The sequence below is a fragment of the Trinickia sp. genome (genome assembly GCF_051953955.1).
Classification (GTDB): domain Bacteria; phylum Pseudomonadota; class Gammaproteobacteria; order Burkholderiales; family Burkholderiaceae; genus Trinickia.
Genome location: NZ_JBQCIF010000086.1, coordinates 1 through 17,045 on the forward strand (window position 1 = coordinate 1; position 17,045 = coordinate 17,045).

At 65.7% G+C, this 17,045-nt stretch carries 16 protein-coding genes; 5 read left to right on the forward strand and 11 right to left on the reverse strand.

Annotation, left to right across the window (positions count from 1 at the left end; genetic code table 11):
- From ACTHNZ_RS16445 to ACTHNZ_RS16455, 3 genes are all read right to left on the reverse strand, one after another.
- On the reverse strand, positions 1-852 hold an 852-nt coding region (locus tag ACTHNZ_RS16445; RefSeq protein WP_440543598.1), incomplete at its 3' end, for an aldehyde dehydrogenase family protein.
- Positions 853-880: 28 nt separating this feature from the next.
- Positions 881-2,119 (reverse strand): PLP-dependent aminotransferase family protein, encoded by a 1,239-nt coding sequence (locus ACTHNZ_RS16450; protein ID WP_440543599.1) that lies wholly within the window; start codon positions 2,117-2,119, stop codon positions 881-883.
- A gap of 72 nt (positions 2,120-2,191) precedes the next feature.
- Positions 2,192-3,208, reverse strand: a complete 1,017-nt coding sequence (locus ACTHNZ_RS16455) for a DUF1338 domain-containing protein (RefSeq protein ID WP_440543601.1) — start codon at positions 3,206-3,208, stop codon at positions 2,192-2,194.
- Positions 3,209-3,442: 234 nt separating this feature from the next.
- On the opposite strand from ACTHNZ_RS16455, the gene ACTHNZ_RS16460 reads away from it, so the two are divergent.
- Positions 3,443-4,372 (forward strand): LysR substrate-binding domain-containing protein, encoded by a 930-nt coding sequence (locus ACTHNZ_RS16460; RefSeq protein WP_440543602.1) that lies wholly within the window; start codon positions 3,443-3,445, stop codon positions 4,370-4,372.
- A 13-nt stretch (positions 4,373-4,385) separates the two neighbouring features.
- Here the strand turns inward: ACTHNZ_RS16460 and gcvA are convergent, their stop codons facing one another.
- Positions 4,386-5,252, reverse strand: a complete 867-nt coding sequence (gene gcvA / locus ACTHNZ_RS16465; protein ID WP_440543603.1) for a transcriptional regulator GcvA — start codon at positions 5,250-5,252, stop codon at positions 4,386-4,388.
- A 186-nt stretch (positions 5,253-5,438) separates the two neighbouring features.
- Between gcvA and bla the strand changes: the two genes are divergently transcribed.
- Together bla and ACTHNZ_RS16475 are read left to right on the forward strand one after the other, a co-directional pair.
- On the forward strand, positions 5,439-6,323 hold the full coding sequence (gene bla / locus ACTHNZ_RS16470) for a class A beta-lactamase (RefSeq protein WP_440543709.1): 885 nt from the start codon (positions 5,439-5,441) through the stop codon (positions 6,321-6,323).
- A 13-nt stretch (positions 6,324-6,336) separates the two neighbouring features.
- Positions 6,337-7,620, forward strand: coding sequence for an NAD(P)/FAD-dependent oxidoreductase (locus tag ACTHNZ_RS16475; protein ID WP_440543604.1), 1,284 nt, complete (start codon positions 6,337-6,339; stop codon positions 7,618-7,620).
- A gap of 18 nt (positions 7,621-7,638) precedes the next feature.
- On the opposite strand, the gene ACTHNZ_RS16480 is transcribed toward ACTHNZ_RS16475, so the two are convergent.
- From ACTHNZ_RS16480 to ACTHNZ_RS16505, 6 genes are all read right to left on the reverse strand, one after another.
- Positions 7,639-9,018, reverse strand: coding sequence for a hypothetical protein (locus ACTHNZ_RS16480; protein WP_440543605.1), 1,380 nt, complete (start codon positions 9,016-9,018; stop codon positions 7,639-7,641).
- Between the two features lie 292 nt (positions 9,019-9,310).
- Entirely contained in the window at positions 9,311-10,081 is a 771-nt protein-coding gene (locus ACTHNZ_RS16485) for a helix-turn-helix domain-containing protein (RefSeq protein ID WP_440543606.1), read from the reverse strand.
- Positions 10,082-10,138: 57 nt separating this feature from the next.
- Positions 10,139-11,419, reverse strand: coding sequence for an FAD-dependent oxidoreductase (locus ACTHNZ_RS16490; RefSeq protein ID WP_440543607.1), 1,281 nt, complete (start codon positions 11,417-11,419; stop codon positions 10,139-10,141).
- Positions 11,416-11,718: a (2Fe-2S)-binding protein gene (locus ACTHNZ_RS16495; RefSeq protein ID WP_440543609.1), complete on the reverse strand. Its 303-nt coding sequence runs from the start codon at positions 11,716-11,718 to the stop codon at positions 11,416-11,418. Before ACTHNZ_RS16495 ends, ACTHNZ_RS16490 begins: the two co-directional genes overlap by 4 nt.
- Positions 11,708-12,838, reverse strand: a complete 1,131-nt coding sequence (locus ACTHNZ_RS16500; RefSeq protein WP_440543610.1) for an NAD(P)/FAD-dependent oxidoreductase — start codon at positions 12,836-12,838, stop codon at positions 11,708-11,710. Before ACTHNZ_RS16500 ends, ACTHNZ_RS16495 begins: the two co-directional genes overlap by 11 nt.
- Positions 12,835-13,821 carry a 4-hydroxyproline epimerase gene (locus ACTHNZ_RS16505; protein WP_440543710.1) on the reverse strand — a complete coding sequence of 329 codons (987 nt, stop codon included), beginning with the start codon at positions 13,819-13,821 and terminating at the stop codon, positions 12,835-12,837. Before ACTHNZ_RS16505 ends, ACTHNZ_RS16500 begins: the two co-directional genes overlap by 4 nt.
- 192 nt (positions 13,822-14,013) lie before the next feature.
- On the opposite strand from ACTHNZ_RS16505, the gene ACTHNZ_RS16510 reads away from it, so the two are divergent.
- Both ACTHNZ_RS16510 and ACTHNZ_RS16515 read left to right on the forward strand, forming a co-directional pair.
- Complete coding sequence (locus ACTHNZ_RS16510; protein ID WP_440543611.1) at positions 14,014-14,919, forward strand: dihydrodipicolinate synthase family protein; 906 nt, start codon at positions 14,014-14,016, stop codon at positions 14,917-14,919.
- Positions 14,920-15,224: 305 nt separating this feature from the next.
- Positions 15,225-16,127: a hypothetical protein gene (locus tag ACTHNZ_RS16515; RefSeq protein WP_440543711.1), complete on the forward strand. Its 903-nt coding sequence runs from the start codon at positions 15,225-15,227 to the stop codon at positions 16,125-16,127.
- A 13-nt stretch (positions 16,128-16,140) separates the two neighbouring features.
- Here ACTHNZ_RS16515 and ACTHNZ_RS16520 read toward each other — a convergent pair whose 3' ends face one another.
- Positions 16,141-17,028, reverse strand: a complete 888-nt coding sequence (locus tag ACTHNZ_RS16520; protein WP_440543613.1) for a hypothetical protein — start codon at positions 17,026-17,028, stop codon at positions 16,141-16,143.
- Positions 17,029-17,045 lie beyond the last annotated feature (17 nt).

Sequence of the window (17,045 nt, forward strand, 5' to 3'; positions counted from 1 at the left end):
AGCCGCGAACGTCACTGCGCGTACGACGAGGTCGAGGTCGGCGCTCGGCGCGACGATCATGCCATTGTTGCCGCCCAGTTCGAGAATGCTGCGCGCGACCCGCTTGCTCAGCGCTTGCGCGACTTCCATACCCATGCGCACGCTGCCCGTCGCGCTAACGAGCGGCACTTTGTGCGAACGCGTCAGCGCTTCACCGACGTCACGGCCGCCGATGATCAATTGCAGCAGCCCTTCAGGCGCCACACCGGGGTGCGCCTGCTCGAATTCGCGCAGGGCTTGCGTGAAGAGCGCTTGGCAAGCGATGGCCGTGAGCGGCGTCTTTTCCGAGGGCTTCCAGACGATCGGATCGCCGCAGACGAAGGCCAGCGCCGCGTTCCACGCCCACACGGCCACGGGGAAGTTGAATGCGGAAATCACGCCGCACACGCCAAGCGGATGCCACGTTTCCATCATCCGGTGCCCGGGGCGCTCGGAGGCGATCGTCAGGCCGTAAAGCTGGCGCGACAGACCGACCGCGAAATCGCAAATGTCGATCATTTCCTGCACTTCGCCGAGCCCTTCCGAGCGAATCTTGCCCGCCTCGAGCGTCACGAGCCGGCCGAGCGCGTCCTTGTGCTCGCGCAGCACGTTGCCGAAGACGCGCACGAGCTCGCCGCGCAGCGGCGCCGGCACCGTGCGCCATTTCGAAAACGCGGCATGGGCGGCATCGATCTTGCGCTCGGCGCTGGCGGCCGAATCGACGGCCAGCGTGGCGAGCGTCGCGCCGTCGCGCGGCGAGCGAGCCGTCAGAGCGTCGCCCTTCCAAGCCGAAAGATCGACGTTGAGCGCTGCGAGAATATCGTTGACTACCATCACGTCCTCTTTTGTTGGAGTTACTTCGTCAAAATGATAACGCCGACGCGAGCCGGCGCGCGCCTTCGAACGCCTCGGCTTCGTCCGGCGCGGCGAACGACAGCCGCAAACTGCTCGGATCCGGCTCATGCACGAAGAACGCCGTGCCGGGCACGAACATCACGTTGCGCTCGATTGCGCGCTTGAGCACTTCGCCGGCATCGCGCCCGCCGGTCAGCCGCGCCCAGACGAACATGCCGCCTTCGGGCGCGGAAAATTCGACGTCGTTCGGCGCGAAATGCGCCAATGCCTTCAGCATCGCGTCGCAGCGCGAGCGATAGGCACCGACGACCGAACGTAAATGCGGCGCCAAGCTGCCGCTGTCCAGATAATGGCGCGCCGCCTCCTGCGCGAGCGGTGCCGTGCATAAGTCGCTCGTTTGCTTGGCGACGATCATCCGGCGCGCGATGGGCGCGGGCGCAATCGCCCAGCCGATCCGCAAGCCGGGGGCGACGATCTTCGACAAGCTCCCGAAATAGACGACCCAGTCGCGCGCGCCGGGGCACCCGTCGGCCAATGCGAGCAGCGGCGGCACGGGCGTGCCGGCAAAGCGCAATTCGCCATACGGATCGTCCTCGACGAGGACGATCCGCTCCGCTTGCGCAAGCCGCACGAGCGCCTCGCGCCGCTCGCGGGGCAGCGTCGAGCCTGTCGGATTCGCAAACGTCGGAACGGTATAGAGCAGCTTCGGCCGGCTTGCCGGGGGCCACGCGTAGAGTTGCGCGGCGAGCGCATCGACGTCGATTCCGTCCCGATCGGTGCGGACCGTCACGATGTTCGCACCGGCGAGCCGCAACGCGGAAATTGCCGCGGGATAGGCCGGCTCTTCGATGAGTGCCGTATCGCCCGGAGCGATCAGCGTGCGCAAGAGCAGATCGAAACCTTGTTGCGAGCCCGTCGTCACGACGATGTCGTCGGGGCCGAGATCCACGCCGCGGGCGCCCATGAGGCGCGCAAGCGATCGGCGCAGCGGCAACGCACCGGCGGTATCCCCGTATTGCAGGCACGCGATCGGATCGCTGCGGTACGCCGCTTCGAGCGCCCTTTCGAGGCCTTCACGATCGAACAGGTCTTTCGACGGATAGCCGCCCGCGAATGAAATCATGCCGGGGCGGCCGACATACTTGAATAGTTCGCGGATCGGCGAGCCGCGCGGCGCGCGGAACGGCGCCGCGAACGCATAGGCCTCGTCAGGTGTGCCGAAAGACGTCGCATCGTTCGATGACATCGCGCTTTCCTCAGGTCGATCGCATGGTCGGTGGGCTCGAGACCGTCGACGGTGCGTGCGCGCCGCCTTCGCTCACGCGGCCGCCGTCATTTTGAAGATGCCCGTGGCATTGCCTGCATCGAAACCTAGATCGAGCACCGTGCGCCCTTCGTCATCGGTGTAGGTATCGCGCGCGATGAATTCGTAGAAGGAGCCCGGCACCTCACGGCGCACTTCGGTACCATCGTCGGCGCGAAAAACGCGGTTGACGCGATCGGCCGGAAACGCCGTCTGCTTGACGCGCCCCGACTTCGACACTTCGACGCTCACTTTGATCGGACGGCCCAATGCGCGCTGCGCATCCGCCACCGCGAACACGTCGGACACTCGATCGGTCGCATGGTTGAAGGCGTTGCCTTCCGTCGCGATCCACGCCATTTCCGCGGACTCAGTCAGCAACGTCTGATAATCGGCAAGGCGAGGCGCCGTATGCTGGCGGTCGAAGCAGCGAACGAGAATCGGCAGCAACGAACAGGCATCGGCCAACGGCAACGCCGCATCACGCTCGAGCTCGGCCAGCCACGCGACGGCTCGCGGCGTGAGTGGGTCCACCGACGCGCCGACGACACTCGTCACCGCCGCTTGGAACGCCTTCGAAAAGCGCTCGGGATGCAGTTCGCTGACGAAGAACTGCGCGATGTGCTCCGGCGCGTCCAGGTGTGCGTACGAGCGTCCCGTCATCTTGATCCGATCGAGCGGATACGTTCCGTTCAAGCGATAGCCGAGCGGCTTCAGAATGCGCGTGAATGCTGCCTCCCCGGGAGGCAGTGCGCCGCAATGAGGCCAGCGCACGGTGCGCAGCGCACCGTGATCGAACGTGACGCGCCCGCCCTCGCGAACGACGTCCTCCGTATAGGCGCGCCCCGTCGGCACGCGTTCGAGCAGCCCGGCGAACAGCGCCATGTTCAGCGCCTGCGCCAATTCGGCGCGCGTCACGATGCCCGCCTCGCAACGGTTCATCGAAGGCGGTACGTTCATCAATGTCACCAACTGCCGGGCACTGCCGGTTCCGCAAGCGGCCTCGAGCAAAGCGTCGAGATTGCTGTTCATCGTGTGTCCCCTATTTACCGCGCGGGCTGACGTCCCGGGTTTCGCTTTGGCCGCGCGTTCATCGGCAAGCTTCAGCGTCGTCGATCCTCCATGCACCGCTGGAGCCGCTCGAACGGCATTGTCTTCGCCGCACCGCTTCTCCACAATTGATATAAACTCACGACTTCATTCCTAAAATTCACTAACTCAGCCCGTTGCGGGCGCTGGCGCAGCCGCAAGAACGCGGTGCAATCGATGAGAAAAGGCATCCCCAATCTGGCTGCACTGCAGGTTTTCGAAGCGGCGGCGCGGCACGAGAGCTTCACGCGCGCGGCCGACGAACTCGCACTCACGCAAAGCGCCGTCTGCCGGCAAGTCGCTTCCCTGGAAAATCGGCTCGGCGTCGCGTTGTTCCTGCGCATCAAGAAGCGCGTCGTGCTGACGCCGCACGGGCGCCACTACGCCCAGCGAATTCGCAAGAGCTTGGAACGCATCGAGCGCGACACGCTCGAATTGATGGCGCAGCGCGGCATCGGCCGGGTGCTCGAGCTCGCCGTCGTCCCCACCTTCGCGAGTCAATGGCTGATTCCGCGCCTGCCTCGGTTCCGCGCGCTGCGTCCCGACATCACGGTGAACCTCTCGATCCGCACCGAGCCCTTCCTATTCAGCGATTCGCCGTTCGATGCGGCCATCTATTTCGGCCGATCGGTTTGGCAGGGAACACAGGGCACGCTGCTGTTTCGCGAGGGCAACGCGGTGCCCGTCTGCAGCCCCGCGCTCACGGCAGATTGCGCACCGCTCACGCGCGAGCGCCTGGTCGACATGCCGCTCTTGCATCTATCCACGCGGCCCGACGCCTGGCGCGAGTGGTTCCGGGCGCATGGTTTCGGCGACGATGCGCGGGCCGTGCGCGGCCCGCGCTACGAACTGTTCACGATGCTGTCCAGCGCGGCGCTGGCGGGCATGGGCGTCGCGCTGATGCCGGAGATATTGATCGCCGACGAACTGGCCTCGGGACGGCTGGCCGTCGCGCTCGACATGCCGCTCGCGAGCGATGCGGGCTACTACTTGGTCGCGCCCGACGCCGTCGCGAACGACGAGCCGTTCGTCGCGCTCTCGCAATGGCTCATGTCGCTCGTGCCCGAATCGGTCAGGAATCCTGACGATGCCGTATCTGCCGGCTAACGGTGCGACTCCGCTACGCGGCGGCCTGCGTCACGATCCAATCGCGAAACGCCTGCATTGCGGGCGTCATGCGCTTCGACTTGATCCACGTAAGCCAATAACTGCCCGTATCGACCTCGACGTCGAACGGCCGCACGAGCCGTCCCGATTGCAGCTCGCGCTCGAACATGCGCGCCGGCGCGAGCGCCACGCCCGCGCCGAGCATCGCGGCTTCGACCATCAAGCGCGACGAATCGAAAACCGGCCCGCGAATCGCGCCGGACGGCACGTCCGCCGCCGTGAACCAGAGCGCCCATTCGTCGGCGCGATACGAGCGCAGCAGCGTCTCCGACGCGAGGTCGCGCGGCGCGCGCAGGCGCCTGGCCAAATCGGGAGCGCACAGCGCGGTGAGCGGCGCATCGAGCAATGACGCCGCCTGTGTCCCAGGCCAGTTTCCGTCGCCGAAGCGAATCGCGAAGTCGAATCCTTCGGCCGCGAAATCGACGAGGTTGTTGTGCGTCAGCAGCCGCAGTTCCACGAACGGATGCGCCGAGCGAAACGCGCTCAGGCGCGGCATGAGCCAACCGACGGCAAACGTGCCGACGACCCCGACCGTCAGCACCTCGTGAAAATGGCCACCCTCGAACTGCTTCAGCACGGCGTCGATGCGACCGAAGGCGTCCGACACGACGGGCAAGAGCGCCTGCCCTTCGTCCGTCATGCCGAGCCCGCGCGGCAGGCGTTTGAACAGTTGCGCGCCGAGCCGCTCCTCCAACGCGCGCACCTGCTGACTGACGGCAGCCTGCGTCACGTTCAGTTCGCGCGCGGCGCGCGTGAAGCTCAAATGGCGCGCAGACGATTCGAACGCGCGCAACGCGTTGAGCGGCAGATGTCTGGCCATGCTCGAGAACTCATAAGAAAAGGTATTGTGTCCGAAAAATTATCGTCGATTGTCCCGTCCGGCCGAAAAGGCGATATTCATCCCTCTTCCAACGGAGCGGACACGATGCAAAGAAGACGATTCCTCGACACCACATTCGGCGCGATGATAGCGGGCCTATCGGCTCCCGTGTTGGCCGGCGAGGCAATGCAGGCGAGAACGAAGCGAAGCGGCGCGGCATTGCCTAGCGGCTCCCGGAGCCTCGCTGCCCGCGCACGCTCCCTCGAATCGCAACTGGCCTCGATCGAAAAAGGCGTCGACGGCCGCCTCGGCGTTGCCATCCACGATCTCGAAACCGGCCTGCAAGCGGGCCACCGCTCGAATGAGCCATTTCCGATGTGCAGCACGTTCAAGCTGATGCTTGCCGCGTGCGTCCTGGCTCGCATCGATCGCCGCCAGGAGGGCCTCGAGCGTCGCATCGTCTATGGCATGGATCGGATCGAGCAATACGCGCCGGTCACGAGCAAGCACGTCGGCGGTCGAGGGATGACCGTGGGCGAACTGTGCGATGCGGCCGTGACGTTGAGCGACAACACGGCGGCGAACCTGCTGCTCGATACGATCGGAGGCCCGCCCGGCTTCACCGCGTTCATGCGGCAATTGGGCGATACTGTCACCCGCCTCGACCGGACCGAGCCCTCGTTGAATACCGCCATACCCGGCGATGCGCGCGATACGACGACACCGGCTGCGATGCTCGGCAGCATGCGTCGGGTATTGCTCGGCGATGCCCTGTCGGCCGCGTCGCGCGCGCAACTCTTGGCGTGGGCCGTCGGCAATCGCACCGGCGATGCGCGTCTTCGCGCCGGCGTGCCGCACGGCTGGCGCGTGGCCGACAAAACCGGAACGGGCGAGCGCGGATCGACGAACGACATCGGCGTACTGTGGCCGCAAGACCGGGCACCGGTCCTCGTGACCGTCTACCTGACCGAAACGAGCGCGCCCGCTCGCGCCCGCGATGGCGCCATCGCGGAAGCCGCCCGCGTCATCACCCGCATCGTCACCCAATACACCGACTCACTTCTATTTTGACGGGGGCCTTTTCATGCCAGCGGCAGCACGAAGCTTTTACGAAGCAACGGTCGAGCGTCCGGCGCATCCAGCGCTTGCGACAGCGGGGGAGGAAGCGACCGTCTGCATCATAGGGGGCGGCTTCGCGGGGCTGGCCACGGCACTCGGGCTCGTCGAGCGAGGCGTGCGCGACGTCGTCATCCTCGAGGCCCAGCAGGTGGGTTTCGGTGCGTCGGGGCGCAACGGCGGGTTCGTGCTCGCGGGTTACAGCCTCGAATGCGCCGACCTGCTCCGCGCATTGGGCCCCGACGACGCGCGTGCGCTCTATCGGCTCACGCTCGATGCCGTCGAATTGATCGCCTCGCGCATCGCACGCCACGGCATCCAGTGCGACGTCGTAAGGGGCGGCGCCATTCTCGCCGATTGGTTCGGCCGTCCCGAGGCCCTCGCAGCGCAGCGCGAGCTCATGCGGACGTCGTTCGGCGCGCAATGGGAGCCGATCTCGAAGCGCGCACTGCGCGAGCGCTTGAAGACGGACCGCTACCACGGCGGCCTGCTCGAGCCGCAAGCCTTTCATTTCCATCCGCTTAAATATGCGCTAGGTATCGCGCACGTTCTGACCGGCGCGCAGGTGCGCATTTACGAGCGCAGCGCGGCCCTCGGCATCGTTCGCGAGCGCGATCGATATCGCGTCAGCACGGCCGGCGGGTCGATCACGGCTCGCCACGTGGTCTTCACCGGCGGTGGCTATGCTCACGGCGTGCATCGACGCGTCGAGCGCGCCGTGCTGCCCATCGCCACCTACGTCGTGACCACCGAGCCCCTAGGAAACAGGCTGAAGGATGCCGTCGATTGCGACGCAGCCGTCTACGACACGCGCTTTGCGTTCGACTACTACCGCGCGCTGCCCGACACGCGCATTCTTTGGGGCGGACGCATCTCGATTTTCGAACGCGATGCGCGCACGATCGCCCGCCTTTTGATGCGCGATCTGCTGCGCGTCTATCCGCAATTGAAAGGCGTCCGACTCGACTACGCGTGGGGCGGATTGATGAGCTATGCGCGGCACAAGATGCCGCAGATCGGACAATGCGCGGAGGGGATTTGGCATGCGGTAGGCTTCGGCGGGCATGGCGTCGCACCGACGACGGCCGCGGGCGAACTGCTCGCCGCAGCCATCGCCGAAGGGCGACAGCTACCTGCCCCTTTCGCACGCTTTACGCTCCAACCGACGCATGGCGTGCTTGGGCTGGCAGCAGCCGAACTCACCTATCTGAGCAAGATCGCCGCCGACGCGATAGCAGAACGCATCCTGTAGGCCGGTAGCCGGCGGCCGCTACTGCACCATCGGCACTTGAACGTTGTCCGGCCCCGGTCCCGCCGGCGCCGTTGCGGCGCCGGACTCGACGATCGCCCGGTCCACGAGCGCCTTCGCCTCGGTGCTGCTTGCATCGACGGACAACGCCTTGCCGGCGTTGTGCCACACGCAATTCCAGCGCGACTGGACGACGCACGCATGCGCTGCGCTCAACGATGCATCGCGCTCCTGCTCGCGCGAATGAAGCTCATCGCGCAACGTGAGCGCCGAACTGTTGCTGGGATCGGCCGCCAATGCCCGGTCGAGCGACGCTCGCGCGCCCCTCAAATCGCTCTTGGCCAATGCCGCTTGCGCGACGTCCAACGAGCGATAAGCGCTAGCCCGGCCAGATTGCACCTGAGCTTGCTCCCGTTGAGCGCGGGACCGATAAGGCTGTCGGGCGGCCGCGTTTGTAACGCTCGCATCGGCGCCGCGTGCGCGGCCGTAAGCCCTGCCGTCATCGGCCCGCGGCGGAGTTTGTGCCTGTGCCGGTGCGGGCGCGGGGGCCACGCTCGGCTGCTGCTGCGGCATGGCAAAGTCCGGCTGGGTCTGCATCGTCGATGCAGGCGGCGGCAACCTCGCAGTCGACATACCGGGCTGCGGTGCATCACCGGCTCTCGGCGCAGCCGGCCCGCCATTGGACGCTACGGCGTTCGACGGCACACTGGTCGACGGCGCGCCATCCAAGCGCGTGCGGGCTTCGCCGGAAGGCGCAGCGTTATTGTTCGCAACGGAGGCCGGGGGCTGCAGCACATTGGTACCGAGAGGCGCATGACCGCCGGCCGGCGGCGCATTGTTGTCCGAAGGCGCGGCACTGTTCGAGTCATTGCCGGAATTCGACGCAATGGAGCCTTCGACGGATTTCGATGCATTCGGATGCGGCAGCGGCAACAGCCCATCGTATCGATGCACGGCGACTGCCCCGCCGTAGAGCACGACGAAGGCAGCCACGACGAGCACCGTTCCGCCCTTGATCCCCCATTGGCGCCCGCCGCGCAGCCCGCCGCCGCGCAACTCGCCATACGGGTCGCCGTCGGGCGAGGCGAACAAAGGGGTAGGTGGCCCGGGCCACGGAGGATCGAGATCCCCCTCGAAATCGTAGGACGGCGCCTTGGGCTCGGCGCGCGACGGACCCGCCGTGCCGCGCGGCTCACGCCGCGCGGCACCAGCGTGTTCGGGGTTCCCGGCATGCCGGCTGCTGTCGACATGGACTCCGTTGACAGGCCCCGCATGGCCCGCCAGCGCAAAGCGCGCATGCGCGCCACAGTGGGGGCAAAAAGCGACAGGTTCGGAGATCCGGCCGCCGCATCGCGCACAGGTCGCCGGAAATTTTTGCTCGCGAGCGGTTGAATCGCGCATGTCCGCACTCCCTACGATGCGGACGAAGCAGACAATGCGCCTCGCCTCGGATGAGCGCTCGTCGGGGCGAGCGCGATTAACCGCTCGATTCGATGGTAAAGGTAGTTCATGATCGTCGATCGAATCGAATCAGTGGCCCACTATCGGTCAGCGGCTCTCGAGCGTCAAGGCAACGTGGCGGATTCGCGCCAGCCAAATCGGCCAGAAGTTCGTCGCTGAGTGCCAATGGGTCCGGATGCTCTATCGACGAGCAAGGAGCGTGCACGCCATGCTTCGCATGCCGTGCAAGGTCTCAGCGCGGCGAAGCGCCGTGCAGCAGGGTTCGATATTCGCTTGGTGTCACGCCGACGGTGGCCTTGAATTGACGCGTGAAGGCGCTGTGATCCGTATAGCCGCACAGCGCCGCAACGTCGGTGACTTTGTCGTTCGATGCAAGTAATGCCGTGGCCGCATCGAGACGCGTCTTCAACAGCACTTGGCGTGGCGTCAAATGAAAGACCTTATGAAAATACCGTTCGAGCTGTGCAACCGACATCCCCGCCATTTGCGCCAAATGCGTCAAATTGAGCGGCTGCACGTAGTTCTCCTGAATGTACTGAACCACCTCGGCGAGCTTCGAGTACGCCGGATGCGTCCGTTCGTTGGCCTTCAGGTCGCGTGAAGCGCCCGCGATCCCGACGACTTGCCCGGTGCCGCAGACGAGCGGCACCTTCGACGTCAGGCACCACCCTGGCTGACGCCCAGGATAGAGATGAAGTTCGAGTTGGTCGATCATCGACGCCCCGCCGTTGATGATCGATTGATCCTGCTCCATGTAAGCCGCACCGAAACGTGACGGAAACACTTCCTCGGTCGTCTTGCCGACGATCCCACGTTTGTCCTTGTAGCCGCAGCGCGTCGCCAACGTGCGATTGACGAGCGCATAGCGGGCATCCCGATCCTTCACGAAGAAGACGAGATCGGGCAACGCATCGAGCACCGGCTCCAACTGCGCGTAATACGGCAGCATGTCGGCGAGCGTTTCGGCAGCGAGCATCTGTGGCAAAGGAATCGTAGGTGGCATCGTCGCGAGGCGCGTGGAAAACGGCGCGGCAGACATGCGCCACGCAAAGCGCATCGATTATAGGCGAGCACCGTCGTCCGACTGCTCCTGCGCCTCCAAAAGCGCGCCGATGCGAGTGGGCGCAAGCGGAGGCCGAGGCGCCGCGGCGTCCCAACCGAAGTAAGTCTGCGCGGCCGTGCCGCAAATACGTCCCTGGCACGGGCCCATCCCGCAGCGCGTGTGCAGCTTCGCATCGCGCCATGTCGCATGCTCGGCGACGTCTCCGAAGGTCACGTCTTCGCAGCGACAAAGGATCGTGCCGGCACCAGGCGGCGCGCACGCTCGCTCGCCGAGCGAGAAAGAGCTTGCGACTCGCCGCGCGAAACGCCGCCACCGCTCCCGCTCGCGCAGCAACCGGGCCGGGACCGGCTGGCCGGCGGCGGCCAGCCCCGCGATCTCGCCTTCGACTCGCGCCAGTTCCATTCCGCCGATTCCCGTGCACTCGCCCGCCGCCCAAATGCCGGGCACCGACGTGCGCTGCAGATCGTCGACGGTGATCGCCCCTTGCGTGAGCCTGCATTCGGCCATCTGCGCGAGCGCCACGTTCGGCACGAGCCCGTAACCGCATGCGATTCGCTCGCATTCGAGCGTGACGTCACGGCCGCCGCGGCTGATGACGGCCGCTTGCACGCGTTCGTCTCCGAGCGCCTGCGCGACGATGCTATCGGCCCAGTAGCGCGTGCCTGCGAACCCGCGTGTCAATCGAATCGCTTGCCAAGCTTTCGAAGGGGCTGCGCCGAGCGAGAGACCGAACGGCAGCACCGCACGCCACGGCGCTTGCTCGACGACGGCGACCACGCGCGCCCCGGCGGCGCGCGCCGTCGCCAGCGCTGCGATGAGCAGCGGGCCGCTGCCGGCCAGCACGACGCGCTCGCCCCGCACCGGCATCCCGCCTTTGATCAGCGCTTGCAGAGCACCCGCCCCCGTCACGCCCGGCAACGTCCAGCCGTCGAACGGCAGCAATCGCTCGCGCGCGCCCGAAGCGATGATCAGTTGTCCGAACGAAATCGAGAGGCCGCCGCGGGCCGACGATTCGACGGCCATTTCGCGCGAACCAGTCAGTGCCACGACTTTCGCACCGCTATGGATCGTCACATTGCGCCTGTCGCTCAGCTCGGCAAGCAGGCCGCGCAAGGCGCCCGGCATCGAATGCCCCGGGCCCTGGCGCCAGATCTGGCCACCGGCTCGCGGATTGTCATCGATGAGCGCGATCGTCATTCCGCCTGCGGCGGCAGCCGATGCGGCGGCCAATCCGGCCGGCCCCGCACCGACGATGACGAGATCGAATTCGGCTTTCATGAGCGCGTGCTATCCATGCTTTCGGTGTCGATCGTCATGCCGTCGCGGCAGATCACCTGACAGGCCAGCACCTGCGCGCGTCCGTCGATCGTCATCCGGCATTCTTGGCACACGCCCATCGCGCAGAGCGCGGCGCGCGGCTGTCCCGTCACCGAAACGCGCGTGCCTCTCACGCCATACCGTCGCATGACGGCCGCCACCACCGTCGTGCAGGCCGGCACCTCGAGCGGCACGCCGTCGATCGACACGACGACGGGACTGGTTTCGCGATCTATTGCTTCTACTCGCTCACGCGCCATGGTCTGCCTCCACGGCAAATCGATCGGCTCGATACGGCGCGGTGTCGATCGCCGCTCGGCTGTCCATGATCTGCGCCGCCAGCAGCTTGGCCGTCGCGAGCGAAGTGGTGACGCCGAGACCTTCGTGCCCGGCCGCGAGCCACACGCCCGGCAGCGCATCGCCGGCAGGCCCGACGATCGGCAGGCCGTCCGGCGTCGCCGCGCGGAAACCCGTCCATGCGCGCACCGCATGGAGCGACGGCAGCGACGGCAGATAGCGCGCGGCCCGCGCGAGCATGCGGGCCAATACCGGCCATTCCGCGGCCGGATCGAGCGTATCGAACTGGCGGGACGAGCCGAGCAGCACTTGGCCTGTCGGCCGCGGCTGCGCATTGAAGGCAACGGATGCCCCCGCGCTCTGATGCGCGCTCTTGATATACCCGAGTTCGAGCACTTGATGCCTGAGATAGCCGGGATAACGGTCCGTGATCAGCAGATGTCCTTTCTTCGCCACGATCGGCAAAGACGGCACGAGACGTTGCGCGGACAGGCCGTTGGCAACGACGACCAGGCCGCCTTCGATGCACTCCCCACTCGCGAGCCGCGCCCCGCCGTGCGTCAACGCCACCACTTCGCAACCGAGACGGACGCGAATGTTGCGCGCCCCCGGCGAATGCTCGAGCAGCCATTGCGCGGCGCGCGGTGCGTAGACGATGGAATCGTCCGGCACGAGCAACGCACCGGCCAACGGGACCGCAAGCGAGGGCTCGCACTCGTGCAGCGCAGCGCTATCGAGGCGCTCGGTTTCGATACCCTCGCCGGCGAAAGCGCGCTGCAGCGAGCAAGCCGCTTCCATCTCTTCAGCGTCGGCGGCAACCCAAAGCGTGCCGCAGCGCGAGAACGCATCGGCCGGGCGCAACGACGGTGCGAGCGCCAGCCACAGCTCGCGCGAGTAACGGCTCAGTGCGAGCTCGGCCGGCGAATCGTTCATGACGACGATGTGGCCCATGCCCGCCGCGGTCGCCCCGCCGCCGATGCCCGCCGCGTCGAGCACCTCGACGGTCATGCCTTGCGCAGCCAGTTCGGCGGCGCAGGCGGCGCCAACGATGCCCGCGCCGATCACGACGGCATCGGTGGTCATGCAGGACGCGTGCTCGGAATGCCGGCGGCGAACGGATCGTCCGCCTGAAAGAGCAGCTTGCCCTCGGCCATGACATAGGCGCGGCCCGTAATCGTCGGCACGATCGCCCGCGCATCGGTCGGTACGCCCTCTGCCGAATCGAGCAGCGCGTAACGCGCGTCGAACATACTGCCGACGATGCTCTGCTGGCGCCACGAAGCACCGGGCGCGAGCTTGCCGTCGGCGGCGAGGCACGCAAGCTTTGCGCTCGTACCCGTGCCGCAGGGCGAGCGGTCGTACGCGTCGCCGGGGCACAGCACGAAATTGCGGCTGTCGATGCCGGCCTCGTCGCCCGGCGCAAACAGCTCGATGTGATCGATGAGCGCGCCGTCAGCGCCGGTGATCCCTTGCGCGATCAATGCCGCTCGAATCGCATGCGTGAACGCGGTCAACTCGCCGATGTGCGACGGCTCGAGCAAGCGGCCGTGATCGGCGACGAGGAAGAACCAATTGCCGCCCCAAGCGATATCGCCAGTCACCGTGCCGGCGCCGGGCACCTCGACGGCAACGTCATGCCGATAGCGGTAGGCCGGCACGTTGCGCACCGATACGCTGCCGTCGTCATTGAGCGTGGCGTCGACGACGCCGACCGGCGTCTCGATGCGATGGCGCCCGGGCGCCAGCCTCCCCAGATAGGCGAGCGAGGCAATGAGCCCGATCGTGCCGTGACCGCACATCCCCAGATAGCCGACGTTGTTGAAGAAGATGACGCCCGCGGCACAGCTCGGATCGAACGGTTCGCACAGCAATGCGCCGACGATGACGTCCGAGCCGCGCGGCTCGGTCACGACGCTCGCACGCCAATCGTCGTGGCGCGTGCGCAAGATTTCGAGCCGCTCGGCAAGCGGGCCGCTCCCGAGGTCGGGGCCGCCCGCGATCACGAGACGCGTCGGTTCGCCGCCTGTATGGGAATCGATGATGTGAAGGGTGTTCATGCCGCCAATGGTAGGAACGCGGGTGCGCCGCGTCTTGGCGCCGGTGCGCGCCGCACATGCCGATTTCGGCATACTCCGGCGCAACGCCGGGGTTATGCCGAAATCGGCATCGCGAATGCGCGAACGGCGCAAGACTTCATCGATCCGCCAGCCTACACTGCGCTGGCATTGTTCTCATCGACCGCTTCCGGAGATACCGAAATGGCACCAGTCTGGCAAGGCGTCATGCCCGCCGTCACGACGAAGTTTCACGAAGATTTCAGCATAGACCGCGCTTGGACGAAGAAGAACATCGAAGCGCAAATCGATGCAGGCGTGGACGGCATCATCGTCTGCGGCTCGCTCGGCGAAGCGTCGACGCTTTCGCTCGATGAAAAGCTCGACGTGCTCGACATCGCGGTGGACGCCGCCCGCGGCCGCGTGCCCGTGCTGCTGACGATCGCCGAAGACAGCACGCTCGAAGGCTGCCGCCAAGCCGAGCGCGCGGCGAAGCACGGCGCCGCGGGCTATATGGTGCTGCCGGGGCTGCGCTACTTGTCGGATCGGCGCGAAACGATCAATCACTTCCGCATGGTCGCCAAAGCGAGCCCGCTGCCGATCATGGTCTACAACAATCCGCTCGCTTACGGGGTCGACATGACGCCCGACATGTTCGCGGAAGTCGCCGACGAACCGAAGCTCGTCGCCATCAAGGAGTCGTGCGGCGACGTTCGCCGCGTGACCGATTTGTTCAACGCGGTGGGCGAGCGCTATGCGATTTTCTGCGGGGTCGACAATCTCGCCATGGAAGCGATGCTGATGGGCGCGCATGGTTGGGTCGCCGGCCTCGTCTGTGCGTTCCCGCACGAAACGGTCGCGATTTACCGACTACTGCAAGCCGGGCGCATCGAGGAAGCACGCACGCTCTATCGCTGGTTCGCACCGTTGCTCGCGCTCGACGTCTCGCACAAGCTCGTCCAGAACATCAAGCTCGCCGAAGCGATCGTCGGGCTCGGCACCGAGCCCGTGCGTCCGCCGCGGATGCCGCTTGCCGGCGAAGAGCGCCATGCCGTGGAGCAGTTGATTAGCCATGCTATTGAGTCTCGGCCCCCATTGCCGAAACTCTGACCCTCTCCCTACCGAGTGGCTTTCACGGCCACTTTCCTACGCCTGTCAGGCGCTCATCGAGCGCCAAACTCTCGTCGTTTAACGACACGTCCGCCGCCGATTTCGAGCGGCGGATCGTTGCGTCGACAACGTTTTCACCTCTCCCTTCTTCACACGAATGTGCCGTTATCCTCGGATAATTGGCATTTATTTCCATGTAACATCGCGCTTCCTTCAACCTACTTCAAGGAAGCCCCGTGACGTTCAGACGATTCAAAACATTCTCCAAACTCGCCGTATTCGCGCTCCTTAGCTGCGCGATCTACCTGCCTTTCGCACAATCCGCGCACGCGCAGGCCGAAACACCGAAGGCCCCCATTTACGGCGTGACGCTCGACGATCTTTCGAAGTTCAACGCGATCGTCGCCTCGCTGCAAAACTTGCCCTACCGTCCGACGGTTCGAGTCGTGTTCGATCCGGGTACGTCCGCGGCCGACTACTACCCGTACATCGTCAAGCTGCATCAATACGCCTACGTAATGGGGGAGATCTACGACTCGTATTACTTTCCGACCGATTTGACGAGCTATACGGCCCGCACGAAGGAGCTCGTCTCCACGCTGGGCTCGAACGTCGACGTCTGGGAAATCGCCAATGAAATCAATGGCGAATGGCTGCGCGCAGACTATAGCGGCCCGACTTCGACCGCCACGACCGAGGAGCAACAGATCGGTCAGATGGTGCAATCGGCCTACAACGTCGTGAAGGGTGCAGGCGGCAAGGTGGCCGTAACGATGTACTACAACCAAGATCCGTCGGGCAACAACTGCTGGGAGCTGCCGATGGACAACTGGCGGACCTGGCCGACGCAGTTCCTCTCGTCGACCGTGCGCAACGGCGCCGACTACGCGCTGTTCAGCTACTACCCGTACCAGGATTGCCCGGGGCTGAACCCGTCGTGGAAGAACGATTTTGCGAAGCTCGAAAGCCTGTTCCCGAATGCGAAGGTCGGCTTCGGCGAGATCGGCACCTCGGACACGGCCGCCCCGTGGTCGGTGCAGTCGAATCTGATCAAGTCGTATTACCCGATGGTGAATACGATGAACGATCCGAAATTCATCGGCGGCTTCTTCTGGTGGAACTACGTCGAACAAATGCTCCCGTACTCGACGAGCCAGTACTTCCAACTGCTGCGCAACACGATCATCAATCTGAAAGCCCCGTCGTGATGCGCCATCGTCGTCAAGGGCTCGTCGCGTGCCGTCCCGCGCGGGGAGCCAACGTTCTCACCAGTTCATCGGACACGTAATGCGGCCCATCGAACAGGTACGTGAAATACCCGTGATACGCCGAGAGTTGCTCACGCAACTCTCCGGCGGTCGCGGCACGAAAGCCTCCGTGCTCGCTCGGGCGAAACGCTTCGGCGATGACGCGGACACGGTCGCGGCCGAACCGCTGCGCCAGCGCATCGAGGTATTGGCGCGCGACCTCCGGCCCGCGCGCATAGACGCCGCAGCCGTCTTGGAAGAACACGCCGACGTCGTCCGGTAGCCAGGACGCGAGCCAATCGGCCAGCGTTTTGCCGCCGATGTTCGAGCGGTCGTACACCGAAATCCACAAAGGCCGCGGCAGCGTGCTCAACAACGCCGCCAACTTGGGCGCATCGCCCCACGTCGGATCGACTTCCACGGGAAAGTAGTATCCCGTTACATGCAGCGGCAACGACACGCCTGCAACGCGCTCCGATTGGCGTATCAGCTTCGCGACATCGGCTCGCGCGCGCTTTTCGTCCGCATAGCCCGCTAGGCCGAGGACGACGTCGCGCGCCCACGGCTCGCGGCCGATCCGAGCCCAGTCAGGCATGTTCGCCGCGGTGGGCAACCCGGTGTTCGGCACGAATGCCGTATCGTCCACGACGGTCCATTGCACGAGCAGCTGATTCACGCCCAGCGCGTGCCAATCGCCGACCGGATTGGTCGTGGCGTTGTCGACCTGCCAGACGACGCCTTGCGCACGGCTATCGCGCGGCATGTCGGCACACGCGGCCATCATGACAAGCGAACCCGACGTGACGGCGAGGAGCGCTGCGCGCCTCCGTAGCGTCGGCCACCATCGCACGCGCAGCGACATTCCCTCCTCCGATACGG